The organism is Legionella sp. MW5194 (assembly GCF_016864235.1).
Classification (GTDB): domain Bacteria; phylum Pseudomonadota; class Gammaproteobacteria; order Legionellales; family Legionellaceae; genus Legionella_C.
This window is the reverse complement of sequence record NZ_CP045732.1, coordinates 1,305,213-1,319,579: the sequence shown is the minus strand read 5'-3', so window position 1 is coordinate 1,319,579 and position 14,367 is coordinate 1,305,213. Positions and strand designations below refer to the sequence as shown.

The following is a 14,367-nucleotide window of genomic DNA, read 5'->3' as shown; positions in this document are numbered from 1 at the left end:
AAATAACCATTTATGGTAACCTCATTTTTGAGTATTTTAGGCATTTTATACTGGCTCCATTAAGTGGCGATCAGTAGCTCCATTAGAGTGGCGATTGACAGCAAACGCAGTAGCTCTGGTATAACAAGGTGCCGCCATGGCGTTTTTGTGCTGGGTTTAATTAGGTCAGCTGCATGAATTAACTTACCAATCTCTTCTCGTGTAAACACATGGGGTAAGAACGTATTGTTTTTAGGCGTACCGAATTTAATAGGTACAATATAAGCAGTATAACCAAGCCTTACCATCATCCTGGCTAATTGGCGAATTAAGCCAACGCGACGCTGATGTGTTGAGGCTTGTTCTTTTGGTAGTTTCTCTAGCCATTGCCGCACTAAATGCTCAGGCAAAGCAATTTCTCTCTGGGTTTGGTCACAGAGAAATTGGTCAAAACACTTTAAGATTTTAGGCGCCTCATCGTATTGATAACCACAAGCACGCTTTTCTTGGATAAATTGTTTAATTAATGAAGCAATAGAACTACAATATTCAATATTATCAATAATGTTTGGCATGATTTATCCCCTCTAAAGATAACGCAACTTCGCGTAGCATTTCGATGCTGGATTTGGCATAAATCATCGTGCTCGCTGTTGACGAATGGCCTAAGATATTTGAAATAACCGGAAATGGAGTGCCTTCTTCTAAAAGGTAAGTGGCTAAACTATGGCGCAATGAATGCAACCCCTGGTGTTGTTTCCTTCTAAACTGAATACCTGCTACTTTTCGCCAGTAGTCAACCGTTTGGTATAAATGAGAGCCCTTACTAAAAGGAACCTGCACCGGGTACAATCGTAGGAATACTTGTCGATAATGAGTTTTTGGCCGGCCAAATCGGAGATAATCAATTAATGCATTTCCAACTTCTGCCGTCAGAGGCAAGATTAATGGCTGTTGTGTTTTTGATTGCGTCAGCGTTAATGTTTCAGCTTCCCAATCAATTTGGTCTAAAGTTAAATCACGTATATCCCCTGTTCGTAATCCTAATCGACAAGCAAGCAAGAGAATCGCATAATCCCGCTTGCCTTTAGGAGAGCTCCGATCAACTGCTGCTAGCAACTTAACCACTAGCTCTTTATCCCAGACGGAAGGAATTTTTGCATGGCTTGGCACATGAACTGTAGGCAGTGCTTGACTCATATCATGAGCAATTAAATCACGCAAAAATAAATACTTGAGGAATTGCCTCATATCGGACACAACCCTCGAAACAGTTTTATTGCTAAATCGCCATAGTGAACAGATAAAGAGAGATAATTGTTGCGGCTTAATTTGTTCAAACGCTTGAACACCCTGTTCCACAACAAAATTTAATAAAAGCCCAATTTGCCTTATTCGCTCACTAATACAGTACTTGCCAATATGACGTTTTTCTTCACAGTATTTTGCATACTCACTCAGTACCTTCTTCATGTCTTGTGGTATTTTGAGTTTTTGTATCAACGTATGAATTCGTTCAAAATAGCCATATCTCGCAAATTGCCAAAGAATCTTCAAACTATATTCAGCATGCTTGCGCCAACCGGACTTCGTGCTGGTATATTCTGTTGACTTAATACCGTAATGGTCGAGAAATTCTATGATTAATTTCTGGGTTAACTTATCCTCAAAATGATGCTGTTTGGCAAATTTGATTAGTCGGCTCCATGTGGCTTGATACCGACGTATGGATCGCTCATTATAATCCAGTATTTGTAATTGGCTTAGAGCGCCAAAAACAAGTTCATCCAATAATGGTTTCTTCGATGTGGATTTGACTTCTCTCATGACTATCTCCGTTAGTTTTCAGCGGCCATGACGGCCGCTTTACAGAAATAGTATGGGATATTATGTGCAGTAATTTTGAACTAACATGCTGTTAAATTGGAGATTTATTCGGCTACTGCACATAATCACCTACTAACCACAATAGGTTTTATGTGTTGCAGCACATAAGATCTACTTAGGCTGACAATCTTTGCTTTTTTAAGTCATCAATACACAATTGCATTTTATAATGCGGTACGGGATGCCATGAAGCTATAAATTCTCCAATAATATTAAATCCAGCCTTCTTATAAACATGGATCGGACGCTCATTAGAAATTTCAGGATCGATAAGTACGATTTTAGAATCAGAAAATTGACTTAAGATAAATTCATGTATCATCTGTACTGATAATCCCTTCCCAATATAATCCAACCTACAAATAAATAAATCTAATGTAACCGCACCATCAGGATATTCTTCTGATTTCTCTATTTCAGAAGTAATTAAATAAGCGAAGGGGATTTCCTGATCATATGCTATCCAATGAGTAGCCCAAGATTCTCCATCATTCAAAAACTCATGAATGTCTTTTATTGTATTACTTAAACCATCACCATGAAGCCATTCATTAATATGTGGCTGGCTAATCCAGTCAAGAACAAGACCTTCTTGTGTTGTATTCACTGGTTTAAAATAAAATCGGTTCTCATTACTCATGTTCATAATTGATTAAACTCATATAGCTGGGATAAAACATTGGTTTGTCGTTCTGTATACTCAAATTTTAAACATTGAATACTTCTGAAGTGTTATTTAATCGCATCGTAATCCGTATAAATTTCATGCAAAACCTCTTTTACATCAGTACCTTTAATTGGCCAACATAAAGTTTTCCAAAATGCCCAGCCTAAAGCTCGCATCCAGGTATCATTATCCAATTGAACTGCATTTTTAAATATTTCTCGTTCTTCGCTAGAAAAAAAATTCCACGCTATTACCAAATCACAGGCAGGATCACCCACAGCAAGTTGGCCGAAATCGATAATAGCACACAGCCTTCCATCACGAACTAAAATATTTCCAATAGCTATGTCTCCATGAACCCATACAGGTTTTAATCGCCATTCAGAAGAGAGTACCTGTTGCCATAATGATGCAGCAAGACTTTGCTCCTGAATGTTTTTAATTTTAGGAATCGCAAGTTGCATTTCATGATCATAGGCCTTTAATGAACCGCCCCGATAAAAATTATGTGTTCCAGCCAAAGGCCCATCTGTAGCATCTACAGATTGAAATTCTTTTAAACTTTTCCCTAATTCTTCTGCAAAACATTTTATATCATGAATATTCTCTCTTGAAGCAGACTCCCCTTCAATCCAACGATTGATACTCCAATGCCATGGATAAGCGGATGAGGGTTTTCCAAGTGCGATCGGTTGCGTGATTTGAAATGAGAGTTGTTTAGAGAGCCATGGCAACCATTGATATTCTTTATTTATTTGTGGCTCATACTCCCTATCGCTAGGCAAACGAATCACCATTTCTTCACCTAGGTGAAACGTTCGATTATCCCAACCACTTTGCGCAACTGGATGTATTGGTAGTGATTTCCATTGTGGAAATTGCTCGGCAATGAGCTTTTGGACTAAATTTGTGTCAATTTTTATTTTATCCATTAAGCCCTCTATAGTTTCTTTATTGTAGATTTTCTATGAAACTTGTGCGTAATCCCTGCATGTTCAAAATCAAACTCAAATTTAAAACCTAATTTTTCCATAACGCGCAATGATGGATAATTATTGTAAGCAGTAAAACAAATAGTGCTAGCCAAATTCAAATGCTTTTCAGCATAATCCAGTGATGCACGTCCCATTTCTAATGCTAAACCTTTTCCCCAGTGGGTTTGGACTATTTGATAAGTTAACTCAACTTCTTCTTTTCCATCGAATATAAAGGTCTTTAATCCCCCTCGCCCAACAAAGCTATGAGTTTCCTTGGCATACCACATCCAGGGAGCAAAACCATGTTGATTGTAATGATTCATATCCGACTCTAAACGACATAAAGCCTGGTGCTCATCGTATGAAACACCATAACATTGAATAAACTCAGGGTTTGCAAGCATTATTGTATAGTCGTCATGACACGCTAACTGAGGAATAAAAGCAATAAGACGTGCAGTTTCAATGAATGGTTTATTAATGCCAAAATGCAAAAAGGCTTTCTCACCAATATCCTGACAAAATTCATTCTTGGCACTGGCATAATCAATCGTATTGTCATGAATTTTAATCAAATTAAGTTTAAGTGCTTCATACTCGTTAGCAATATTGGGATAAGCACACAAATAATTGCGAAATAATAGATGCTTCGCATACCAAGAAGATGGATAATTAACCAAATGAATCTGATGTGTTCGCTCACCATGTTCATTGTCTTTTTGGAAATAACGTCGATGTGGAAAAACTGATTCGAAAACCTGGTTATATCGATAACCCAATGATTCAATTTTTTGGATATCCTCAGAAGTAAATTCCCACAAACACTTAACACCAATTAAAATATCAATCACCGGTTTTGCACAAATGCCAGGAATAGCTGTACTACCAATATGCTCAACTTGGATTATATTCTTAATATCCAATTGCAATAACTGTTGCTTTTCAATTCCAAACGTAGCTTTCCACGCAGGATTATGAGGAAGTAAGGTAATCATATTCTGAGATTTTGTATTTAATAATAACCAATATTGGGCTATCTTAGCATATGTCTTAAAAGTGTATTAAAAATATTCATCATATTGAGGAAAAAATGATTGTGATAAAAAGGCTAGACGAATTGCATATCAATGAATTGTCATCCTATCTCAATCATTACCAAGAAACGACCATGTTCATTAGGAACAATTTATACCACTCTGGAATTACCTACCAAGATGCACCATTTCACGGAGAATATTACGGCTCTTTTGAAAAGAATAAAATTAATGGTGTTTTAGCTCATTATTGGAATGGTAATGTGATGATGCAAACTGAAAATTTTTCTGTATTATCAGCGTTAGTAGAAGAATTTGAGCTTAAAAGAACAAGGCCAATAGCTGGAATACTGGGAGAAGACACCCAGGCAGGCTTTGTCATCGATAAGCTAAACCTGGAAGCGTCCCTATTTGCCATTAATTATCAGGAAAAATTATTCTTACTTAATCTCGACAAAATGACGATACCTCAAGCAATTCATTCATATAGCTGCACCCTCAAACCAGTGCAAGATTGCGACACGGATATCATCAAAGAATGGCTTATCGCTTATCATATTGAAGCACTCGGGGACAATGCTGATAATCCCACACTGGAACAATCCATTATTGATGAAATTCAAGATACGCAGCTTAGCCAAAATCGATGGGTTTTATTTGTAAATAACACCCCTGTTTCCTTATGTGGATTTAATGCCAATCTACCTGATATTGTACAGATAGGCCCCGTTTATACTCCTCCTTCATTAAGAAATAAAGGTTTTGCCAGAATCGCTGTGTACCTTTGCCTCAAACAAGCTGCCAAACGACAAGTCAAAAGAGCCATTTTATTCACCAATGATAATTTCGCTATATGCGCATACCAAGCGCTTGGGTTTGACCAAATTGGAAAATATCGATTGGCACTGTTAAAATAATGTGCTTGTTGGAGGTAAGATGTATGGTTGATCTTGAAATCTTTAGTTTAGTCTCATTAATTTTTCTAGGTATAGTATTTGGTTATATTGCCGGACGATATCGTAAACGGGCAGCTGAAAATTGCGGTGAAGCTAGAGTCAGGCACGCTTTAGCAAAGTATTGCCAAAACAAAGACGCTCATGTTCTAAGCAATATTACTTTACGTTTAGAGGATGGTTCCACAACTCAAATCGATCATATTCTAATTACAACAAAAGGCATATTCGTTATAGAAACAAAGCATTACAAGGGATGGATATTCGCTAAAGCCAACTCAAGGAGCTGGTCTCAATCGCTCTATTACGATAAATTCAGCTTTCAAAATCCCATCCATCAGAATTATAAACACGTTAAAGCCATTCAAAAGACCTTTGATTTCATAGAACCACAGTATATCCATAATATCGTGGTTTTTAGTGGGGAAGCCGTGTTTAAAAGTGCCAAACCTCATAATGTTTTTTATATAGAAGAATTAATTTCTGCAATCGAGCAATACTCCGATGGGGTCTTAAGTTTAAATCGTGTTCAGTTTTGTGTTGGGAGATTAGAGTATTTACGCCTGGCATTAACACAAGAAACTGATGTTGAGCATCAGGCATATTTAAGACAACGATTTGGTAATCATTGTAAGAGTTGATGAAGACAACATCCTGCCAATGAATCACAGACTATCGAAACACATTCCTTATCGCATAAAAAGAGCATAATAAATTCATTTGCGTTCATTTAATATCAACAAGAAAAAAATCTTGATTTCTAATACTGGCTTGATAATCTGAAAGCAACACAACTGATGAGTCAGTGCAATTCTGACGAGTGCGACACGAAGCTGTCGAAGAAGGTTGTCTCCACCTTGGTAGGAGACCTTCCATATTACTGGATGAGCCTAAGATCATGAATAAAGAGCTGATCTGACAATGTAATAAAGGATATTACATCCGGGATGCAAATCGCAAGAAATGTATTCTCCTGGTAGTTATCAACCGGGTAAGTGCTAGGCAGCTGGCATGGTGAACATATGTGAATCTGCATTAGGATCGTAAGTTTCGCAACAAGTGAAAGATAACTGAAACACTTGGACCAAAAGGTACTGTTGGTTTGGTAGGGTAAGCTTCGTCATCTTCCCTCGTAATCATTACGCCAACCGGTCTATAGCAGGCACCTAAACCAGTGCACCTTCTTCTACGGAACGTGGAAACCTCATATAACCCCTCGCAATCAAGAGGAAAGTTAATCGTAAGATGAACCGATAGTTATGTGAGTTTGGGAGGTTAGAAAAAGCGAATGCTGTGCTGTAATGGCATGGATATCAGTTTAAACGTTACCGAGCACGAAAGTGAGCCCACGTCTAACTGGTCTTCAATTGCGAGAAAGTTTGGAGAATCGATCTTATGAAGGAAATGCAAATGACGGCGGTGATAGCAATACCATCAGCTGGTGCGCCTTCAACGCAAGAACGCAACTGGGATACCATCAACTGGCGAAAAGTTGTGGCCGAAGTACGTCGACTGCAAATGCGTATCGCAAAGGCTTTTCGAGAAGGAAAACATGGCAAGGCAAAAGCCCTGCAATGGATTCTAACTCACTCGTTTAACTCAAAGCTTCTTGCTGTTAAACGTGTTGTTCAAAATCGCGGGGCTAAAACTCCAGGGGTAGACAATATTCGATGGAATACATCACGTCAGAAGATGAAAGCAGCATTATCACTTAAGCGTCGCGGTTATCAAACCAAACCGCTTAAGCGAATCTATATTCCTAAAAAGCAGAAAGGAAAATTCCGTCCGTTATCAATTCCGACTATGCAATGTCGCGCCATGCAAGCACTACATGCACTTGCACTGGAACCCATTGCGGAATGTATGGCAGATAAGAACGCCTATGGCTTCAGGCCTCTAAGATCAACCGCCGATGCTATTGAGCAATGCTTTATAACGCTAGCTCAAAGAAGCTCAGCACATTATATCTTAGAGGGGGATATTCGCGCCTGCTTTGACACAATCTCTCATTCATGGCTACTGGAAAATGTACCTATGGACACTGAGATTCTAAGGAAATGGCTTGCTGCCGGTTATGTCGATAAAGGGATACTAAACGCCACAAATATGGGTACACCCCAAGGGGGAATTATTTCACCAATGCTATTGACGGTAACTTTAAGTGGCTTGGAAAAAGCTGTCAAAGCGGTAACCAAACACAGTGATAAAGTGCATGTTTGTACTTATGCAGATGACTTTATCATAACAGGCGTCTCTCAAGAAATATTGGAAAATAAAATCAAACCCGTTGTGGAGGAGTTCTTACAAAAACGTGGTCTAACTTTATCGCAGGAAAAAACCAAAATCACCCACATCCGGGAAGGTTTTGATTTTCTCGGTATGAACATACGAAAGTATGATAACAAGTTACTTATTCGACCTGCTAAAAGCAGCGTCAAAAGTTTTCTTGATGATATCCGAAAAACAATCAAGAGCAACAAAACTGCCAAGACGGAAATCCTAATTCAAATACTGAATAAAAAGATCCGAGGCTGGGCTAATTACTACGCCCATGTTTGCTCTAAAAGAACCTTTTCTAAAGTGGAGCATGAAATCTTCAAGGCACTTTGGCGATGGTCCAAAAGACGACACCCGAATAAGGGTATAAGGTGGATCAAAGCCAAGTATTTTCGTCGCGATAAGCGTCGAGACTGGATATTCTTCGCTAATATCAGAAAGAAAGATGGATTCATCTTTCCTCTCGAGATAGCGCTGACAAGTAGAATTCCAATAAGACGACATATAAAAATTAGGGCTCAGGCCACACCATTTGATCCCGCCTATCATGATTACTTTGATAAGCGCATTTCTTCCCTTGAAAAGAACAAGAAGAAACAGACAGGGAAGCCAAAATGGTGGTTATGTTGGTGGAATTTACTAAGCCCAAGGAATAATACAGAAAAGCTCGGGTCGTTTGAGACGGCCTTATTGAAGGCTTGAGCCGTGTGCTAGGAAACTTGCATGCACGGTTCTTATGGGAGTCTCATTCGGTAACGAATGGGACTTACCAGACAACCACCAGGTCTTGTGATATGCCATCTTGTTCCCTAATTCATGGCAAAGCGTTTAGCAGGGAAACCCTATCAGGAGATGTTTTACGGCTTTACGCCCGAGGAGTGCTTTAAGCACATCATCATTAATAACCAGGTAAATCAACCGATGTTTCGGTGATCTTTTTGCATAACCCAATTGGGATAAACAGTCCCTTTGGGGCTAATCCTCCCTACCAAGGAGATACCATGCAACAACAGGAACCAGTACAACTTGATATTGAGCATTTACTCTTTGAGCTGAATTGTTGTGTCAATGATTTAAGCCGACACCGACTTCAAATTAACACCCATGACATTCAGCAGGCAGAGTTAAGTTTGCATAAATTGGAATCTCTGATTTCGTTTGTCAAACAGTTTGATACTCAACGAATCGCTTGTTAATTGAAGTAATTAAAGTCTTATCCGCATAACAGAAAACCACCTGCCTATGCGGATGTTTTTCTGTTATGCGACTCACATTAAAAAAATAACAGGAGAATACAATGACTGCATCTTTAAATCGCGTTCAATTAATCGGTAATCTCGGTGCTGATCCTAAAAGCATCGCCGGAAAAGACGGACAATCTTTTGTCACCGCCACTTTGGCTACTAATGAGTCATTCAAACAGAATGATGAATGGCAGATCAAAGTGGAATGGCATCAGCTGGTACTTTTTGGAAAGCTGACTAAAGTTGCTGAATATTTAAAGAAAGGTTCGCATGTCTACCTTGAAGGTAAATTGCGGTCCAATCAATGGACTGACAATGAAGGCAAAGCTCGTCAAGCCTTAAGCATCGTTGTTAGCCACATTCAGCTTCTCAGTCCACCAAAATCAACTGATGAATCCAGCAAAACCCCAGAACAGCATATGGCTCAAATGCGTGAAATGTTGCAACCGGATTCAGAAGAAATTCCGTTTTAATCAAACCCAACCACGGGAGCAAGCTCCCGTGTGGGATTGCTCCATTCACATAAGGAGATAATCCAATGGACACCCCTTCAATCTACGTTGCCTGTTTAGCATCGTACAATAACGCCATCCTGCATGGTGTTTGGATAGATGCTACTCAAAGTGAAGATGACATCATGAAAGAAATCTGGGAAATGCTGGATAACAGCCCTGAACCCAATGCTGAAGAATACGCCATACATGATTATGAAGGATTCGGCAGCATCAAAATTCATGAATATGAAGGAATAAGCAATATTGTGGAGTATGTCTCATTTATTCAAGAACACGGAGAATTAGGGCTAGCCCTACTATGTGATTATTCGATAGATGATGCACAAACTATGTTGGAGGATCATTTCCTAGGTTGTTATGATTCAGAAGTTGATTTTGCCAGGCAGTTATTTGATGACTGTTATGCCCATCAATTGCCTGATAGTTTGAGCTGTTATTTTGATTACGAGGCTTTTGCTCGTGATCTTTTTATCAGTGACTATTGTTCAATCGAACTAAATGCAAATACATATGTCTTTACAAACTAAGCCCCTATTAAGGGGCTTTTTTGTATTATTTCTAATAAATACTATGCTTTAAAGATATTAAAGGGAATTATTACAATGTCACTAAATTTGACTCAAACTATTATTAATTTCTTGAGAAATAACTCAGGAAGAAAATTTACGGCTAGAGAAATAGCCGAATGGATATTTATAAATTATCCGGATGAATGTAAAAAAAAGCAGGAGAGATCAAAAGCCACTTTAATTCCCTTGGATACCAATGATGCGGTGATACAACAAATAGTCAAGGAAATTAGTTCAAAAAGACCCAATCTTGAAAAACAGTTAATAATAAAAACAACAGAAAGCCGTCCAAGAAAATACTATTTCTCTGAGCAAACCGATGTTGATGAAATTGAATCTGTTGAGTCAGAAAATAGAGGCCTCGCTACTTCAGAATTCAGGCGCATTAAAGAAGGTGATCTATATCCTATGCTATCTGAATTCTTATGGTCAGAACTGAAGATATATAGTAAGAGGATTGATGAAAAAAAATCACAAAATAAACATGGTCCTGGAGGAAATAAATGGTTATATCCAGACTTAGTGGGACTTGAAGACTTAAGTCACAATTGGGATAGAGAAGTAAAAGATTGTGTTCAACATTATTCCGATAAAAAAACAAAACTCTGGTCCTTTGAAGTAAAACTCCTTGTAAAGGGTATGACCTCGAATTAATGTACTGTTTTGTTTCTTATAAATAACTAGCAAATTTCTGCCAGACCGATTAAACCTGCTTGATTAATACGCTCCCAAAATTGTTCCCAACGACCTTTGGTTGATATCAATGCTCTTAAATGAAGAACCATTGAAATACCCTGATTTTTCCACTTCATCCCTGATTGGCAGAGGCGCTGTTTAATTAGAGTCTTGCAAGCCGCTTCGGTAACCCCAGAGCCAATGGGCAAATTGTTCATTTGATAAAAGTTATAATCCATGCGTTGCCTTTGATTTTTAAAATAGGTAATCGCACTTTTTAGTTTGTCAACAAGCCCCTGTTTTTGTCTATTGGGTAGCATGTTGTTCATTTCATCAAGCAATTGGGAGGCTGCTTGAGGTTCATGCTTCAATCGGTGACATGCTAAGTCAAGCCAAAGTTTCCGTGCTGATGTATCGATTGGGTACATGGCATGAGAAGCAGCTGCAAGATATTCAGTTGCATGAAAAAAATCAAGCACTTTGTATTGGGTATGGCGCTCTAGAAAATCCCAATTGACTTTTGCACCATCAGCAATACCCACATAGGTTGCGTTAGGGTATTGTAATTTAATGCGGTACACCTCTCGCTCAAGACGCTCCAAAAAGTTCGCCTTGCCATATTCTGGGGCTGCCCCTAAATAAATAGTATGCAACCGTTCTCCAGTGTTGTTGTACAAAGTAATTGTTCCTGTCATGGCTTCTCGCCACCCTTCATTGACCATGAGCACACAAGTGCCATCAAGGCTCACAGATACCGTGCTAACGACGTCATCAAGTTTAGGCGTTTCATACATCCAGTCTACTTCCACAGCTTGAGCAATTGAGCCCACCACATCCACAATATTTTGTAGAAAAGAACGGGCTACTGGACGGCCATGATTGGTTTTAAAATCATCCAGGACTTCTTGTGCACTGAGTTGTGCGTATTTACTTGAAATTTGTTTGGCAAATCGTGGCGTTGAGCTAATGATAGTTCGTGCTCGTTCATCTAGAGGACAGTAGGTTTTTCCTCCAGATGAGGTTTGATAAACGTAACGCTCCAAATGAACAGCACCATAAGGTGTCTCATAACATTTTCGGACTTTCCCCTTGCTCGTCATCCGAACATGACCTATTTGAATAGGTGCCCCAGTTGTATCAAACCGCTTTAATGCCTCTGCTGTTGCGAGACTTCCCACTTCATTAACTGCGGATTGAATGGCCTCCTCCATATTCAGCATGGAACCATCAAGTTTAACCCGTACTTGTAACACTAATTCATCACCATTTACAGCAATCACTTCAGCCATATCAATTACTACAAATCCGTTTTAAAATGATGATGATATAACACCTGATTTGGCAGTCAAGTTAGAGTGCTCGTTATTGGGTGTTCCATGAATAAAAACAGAAATGGATTCCTGGATGATGCAAGGATAGAAATAAAGTATGAAACGCTGGGATCTGACTTCAATGCTGGATATAGGCCGGAAACTGTTTGCCAAGATCCATAAACAAAAACATCAAGCCCACCATAACCATGACATTCATTTTTTAGCACGAGAATTAGATGATTGGTTAGTTGAAGGAGTTCATGCCCTTATCGATGGCAGTTATACACCACGATTTCTTAAGCGTTGTTATTTTCCAGACGAAATGATTGACCAACTCCATCTTTCCGACCGTATTCTGCAACATGTTTTGCTCCACCAATTAAAACCCACATTTCCTTTTGTCATGAACCCTAATTGTTATCACCTTCATGGTCCAAGCGGGGTAAAGTATGCAACGGAGCAAGTAAAAAAAGTTCTGGAAGAGCAGAGGCCAAAGTACCTTATTCGCGCGGATATTAAATCGTATTACAAATCCATATCACATCATCAATTAGTCAAGGATATTCGGGCGCATTACGATGATCCTAAACTGAATTTGATGTTGGAACGCATTATAGTCAATCCAATTGAAACACCAAGAGGCTATAAAAATCCAGATAAAGGCATTGCGTTACGCGGACCTTTATCCCAATTTTTTAGTGGCATTTATTTAAAACCACTCGATGACGCATTCAATGAAATGGATGTGGCTTACTTTCGGTATCAGGATGATATTCTCATTTTGTGCCAAACCAAGCGCAGTCTTAATCGCTGTAAACAGCGTCTAATGCAGGTATTACAGGAAAGGCGCCTGCGCTTGTCCGGGAAAAAAACGCGTATTGGGTCAATTGATAAGGGCTTCCATTTTTTAGGCATCCAATATCCAAAGACGCAACCTTTGGATAACATCACAATGACACAGGCTGTTGTAAATGTTTCTAACACGGAGCTAGTTGAGCAAAACCAATCCAAACTGGGGGGGGGGTAGAGACAATTTGGCAACCCGAAAAGCAGCCTCTTTTGCAAACACACATTGTTCCTCATGCAAGAACATTGCGCAAAGCGCGCGAGCAAGTAAAATGGATGGTCAAAGATGGGGTTTCTCCCCGGCGCATCATCAGTTACTTGCATCGATGGTGTCTGTGGTGGGTGAGAACAGCAGCACACTGGTTATACCAGGACTTGCTTTTATGGTTTTTGGACTCATGAGCATGTGGCGGCTTACGCCGCCGAGCTCCTTCACCGATATGATGTCAATTCGGTCAAATCTGAGACACTTGGTGATGATTATTTAGCGCCATCTGGTCTTCAAGTTGCGATTTGAGATCGATAAAATCCTTTGTTCTTACTTTACATAATGCCGTCATGGCATCCAAATCGATCAAGGCGGCCGCCGCCCCCATCCCGCCGTCCCAACCGCGCGGCGCCCACGCGCGACGGAAATGCGGCACGGCCCGCCCCTTATATATTGCAAAATCAACCGACAACTTAGAATCAACACTAAACCAATTTTCATCCTTTTCAGTTATCCAATTATAAAACTGCTTTGATGATTTAGGCTGCGAGGTAAATTTCGGCACAGGATAAAAAGGTTCATCAGAGCAGTACTCATAGACAACATGCATAGGAAAAAGATTTTCGGCACTACCTGCACCTTCTCTCCATTGTTTATCAATGGCATCCCAATTTTTAACCCCTGGCGCGTTTATTGAGTCCACTTGTGTTTGCAGCTCTTTGATGATGGTATTATTGAAATCAAAATGATGTTCAGTGATTGTTTTCCCATTAAGCTTATAAGTGACTCCGTCTGTGTTCACTTTGTTGTATTGAGCAATCAATCTTTCGAATACCTTTCTGCCTTCTCCATTCTGAGGAATGCACGCAATCATTGCTGCCCACATATGTTTATCCAGGGCCCACAGCGCATATTCAAAAGCGCTGATGCTCTCAAATTCTCGCCCAGAACAATCCGTAACGATGCCCCTTTTAAAAATTAAACTCATGTCCTTCTTTAACATCGCTTTAACCGCATCATGTTCCCCGCGTGTCACATGATGCAATAACTTACGAACATCAATCAGAGGTTGAAACAAATTCAAATGATATTTTGATGTTATAGAAAGATTTACTAATTCACGGTTTGATAAGTTTTGAGCGGTTTCAATTTTAAGTTCTTCTGGTAAGTCATTAAAATTCTCGAATTTGGATTCCATATTTTCGCCTTATTTCTATTCATTC

At 39.4% G+C, this 14,367-nt stretch carries 15 protein-coding genes; 8 read left to right on the top strand and 7 right to left on the bottom strand.

The annotated features are described in order from the left end of the window. Positions 1-59 precede the first annotated feature (59 nt). The 5 genes from GH742_RS06215 to GH742_RS06195 all read right to left on the bottom strand — a co-directional run bounded on the left by GH742_RS06215 (position 60) and on the right by GH742_RS06195 (position 4,505). Positions 60-554 carry a hypothetical protein gene (locus GH742_RS06215; RefSeq protein WP_203456576.1) on the bottom strand — a complete coding sequence of 165 codons (495 nt, stop codon included), beginning with the start codon at positions 552-554 and terminating at the stop codon, positions 60-62. Continuing rightward, the gene (locus GH742_RS06210) at positions 538-1,806 is read right to left on the bottom strand and encodes a site-specific integrase (RefSeq protein ID WP_203456575.1); all 1,269 of its coding nucleotides are present in this window, start codon (positions 1,804-1,806) and stop codon (positions 538-540) included. Before GH742_RS06210 ends, GH742_RS06215 begins: the two co-directional genes overlap by 17 nt. A gap of 175 nt (positions 1,807-1,981) precedes the next feature. After that, the gene (locus GH742_RS06205) at positions 1,982-2,512 is read right to left on the bottom strand and encodes a GNAT family N-acetyltransferase (RefSeq protein ID WP_203456574.1); all 531 of its coding nucleotides are present in this window, start codon (positions 2,510-2,512) and stop codon (positions 1,982-1,984) included. 86 nt (positions 2,513-2,598) lie between these two features. Next, complete coding sequence (locus GH742_RS06200; RefSeq protein ID WP_203456573.1) at positions 2,599-3,465, bottom strand: aminoglycoside phosphotransferase family protein; 867 nt, start codon at positions 3,463-3,465, stop codon at positions 2,599-2,601. 8 nt (positions 3,466-3,473) lie between these two features. Next, entirely contained in the window at positions 3,474-4,505 is a 1,032-nt protein-coding gene (locus tag GH742_RS06195; RefSeq protein ID WP_203456572.1) for a bifunctional GrpB family protein/GNAT family N-acetyltransferase, read from the bottom strand. Positions 4,506-4,600: 95 nt separating this feature from the next. Between GH742_RS06195 and GH742_RS06190 the strand changes: the two genes are divergently transcribed. The 7 genes from GH742_RS06190 (at position 4,601) to GH742_RS06160 (ending at position 10,756) form a co-directional block, all read left to right on the top strand. Further along, positions 4,601-5,461, top strand: coding sequence for a GNAT family N-acetyltransferase (locus GH742_RS06190; protein WP_203456571.1), 861 nt, complete (start codon positions 4,601-4,603; stop codon positions 5,459-5,461). Positions 5,462-5,484: 23 nt separating this feature from the next. Beyond that, the gene (locus tag GH742_RS06185; RefSeq protein ID WP_203456570.1) at positions 5,485-6,138 is read left to right on the top strand and encodes a nuclease-related domain-containing protein; all 654 of its coding nucleotides are present in this window, start codon (positions 5,485-5,487) and stop codon (positions 6,136-6,138) included. A 769-nt stretch (positions 6,139-6,907) separates the two neighbouring features. Next, the gene (ltrA, locus tag GH742_RS06180) at positions 6,908-8,476 is read left to right on the top strand and encodes a group II intron reverse transcriptase/maturase (protein WP_203456569.1); all 1,569 of its coding nucleotides are present in this window, start codon (positions 6,908-6,910) and stop codon (positions 8,474-8,476) included. 299 nt (positions 8,477-8,775) lie between these two features. Further along, the gene (locus tag GH742_RS06175; RefSeq protein ID WP_203456568.1) at positions 8,776-8,970 is read left to right on the top strand and encodes a hypothetical protein; all 195 of its coding nucleotides are present in this window, start codon (positions 8,776-8,778) and stop codon (positions 8,968-8,970) included. 101 nt (positions 8,971-9,071) lie between these two features. After that, on the top strand, positions 9,072-9,491 hold the full coding sequence (locus GH742_RS06170; protein WP_203456567.1) for a single-stranded DNA-binding protein: 420 nt from the start codon (positions 9,072-9,074) through the stop codon (positions 9,489-9,491). Between the two features lie 65 nt (positions 9,492-9,556). Further along, positions 9,557-10,060 carry an antirestriction protein ArdA gene (locus GH742_RS06165; protein ID WP_203456566.1) on the top strand — a complete coding sequence of 168 codons (504 nt, stop codon included), beginning with the start codon at positions 9,557-9,559 and terminating at the stop codon, positions 10,058-10,060. A gap of 75 nt (positions 10,061-10,135) precedes the next feature. Further along, complete coding sequence (locus GH742_RS06160; protein ID WP_203456565.1) at positions 10,136-10,756, top strand: hypothetical protein; 621 nt, start codon at positions 10,136-10,138, stop codon at positions 10,754-10,756. A gap of 26 nt (positions 10,757-10,782) precedes the next feature. Here the strand turns inward: GH742_RS06160 and GH742_RS06155 are convergent, their stop codons facing one another. Continuing rightward, positions 10,783-12,066 (bottom strand): ISKra4 family transposase, encoded by a 1,284-nt coding sequence (locus tag GH742_RS06155; RefSeq protein ID WP_203456564.1) that lies wholly within the window; start codon positions 12,064-12,066, stop codon positions 10,783-10,785. A 139-nt stretch (positions 12,067-12,205) separates the two neighbouring features. Here GH742_RS06155 and GH742_RS06150 point away from each other — a divergent pair, with 139 nt between their 5' ends. After that, positions 12,206-13,117, top strand: coding sequence for a reverse transcriptase/maturase family protein (locus GH742_RS06150; RefSeq protein WP_203456563.1), 912 nt, complete (start codon positions 12,206-12,208; stop codon positions 13,115-13,117). A 274-nt stretch (positions 13,118-13,391) separates the two neighbouring features. Here GH742_RS06150 and GH742_RS06145 read toward each other — a convergent pair whose 3' ends face one another. Next, positions 13,392-14,342 carry an F-box protein gene (locus GH742_RS06145; protein ID WP_203456562.1) on the bottom strand — a complete coding sequence of 317 codons (951 nt, stop codon included), beginning with the start codon at positions 14,340-14,342 and terminating at the stop codon, positions 13,392-13,394. Positions 14,343-14,367: the final 25 nt, after the last annotated feature.

Coding starts and splice junctions, on each gene's coding strand:
- GH742_RS06215 (WP_203456576.1), bottom strand. CDS start 554: ATGCCAAACATTATTGATAATATTGAATATTGTAGTTCTATTGCTTCA.
- GH742_RS06210 (WP_203456575.1), bottom strand. CDS start 1,806: ATGAGAGAAGTCAAATCCACATCGAAGAAACCATTATTGGATGAACTT.
- GH742_RS06205 (WP_203456574.1), bottom strand. CDS start 2,512: ATGAACATGAGTAATGAGAACCGATTTTATTTTAAACCAGTGAATACA.
- GH742_RS06200 (WP_203456573.1), bottom strand. CDS start 3,465: ATGGATAAAATAAAAATTGACACAAATTTAGTCCAAAAGCTCATTGCC.
- GH742_RS06195 (WP_203456572.1), bottom strand. CDS start 4,505: ATGATTACCTTACTTCCTCATAATCCTGCGTGGAAAGCTACGTTTGGA.
- GH742_RS06190 (WP_203456571.1), top strand. CDS start 4,601: ATGATTGTGATAAAAAGGCTAGACGAATTGCATATCAATGAATTGTCA.
- GH742_RS06185 (WP_203456570.1), top strand. CDS start 5,485: ATGGTTGATCTTGAAATCTTTAGTTTAGTCTCATTAATTTTTCTAGGT.
- ltrA (WP_203456569.1), top strand. CDS start 6,908: ATGACGGCGGTGATAGCAATACCATCAGCTGGTGCGCCTTCAACGCAA.
- GH742_RS06175 (WP_203456568.1), top strand. CDS start 8,776: ATGCAACAACAGGAACCAGTACAACTTGATATTGAGCATTTACTCTTT.
- GH742_RS06170 (WP_203456567.1), top strand. CDS start 9,072: ATGACTGCATCTTTAAATCGCGTTCAATTAATCGGTAATCTCGGTGCT.
- GH742_RS06165 (WP_203456566.1), top strand. CDS start 9,557: ATGGACACCCCTTCAATCTACGTTGCCTGTTTAGCATCGTACAATAAC.
- GH742_RS06160 (WP_203456565.1), top strand. CDS start 10,136: ATGTCACTAAATTTGACTCAAACTATTATTAATTTCTTGAGAAATAAC.
- GH742_RS06155 (WP_203456564.1), bottom strand. CDS start 12,066: ATGGCTGAAGTGATTGCTGTAAATGGTGATGAATTAGTGTTACAAGTA.
- GH742_RS06150 (WP_203456563.1), top strand. CDS start 12,206: ATGAAACGCTGGGATCTGACTTCAATGCTGGATATAGGCCGGAAACTG.
- GH742_RS06145 (WP_203456562.1), bottom strand. CDS start 14,342: ATGGAATCCAAATTCGAGAATTTTAATGACTTACCAGAAGAACTTAAA.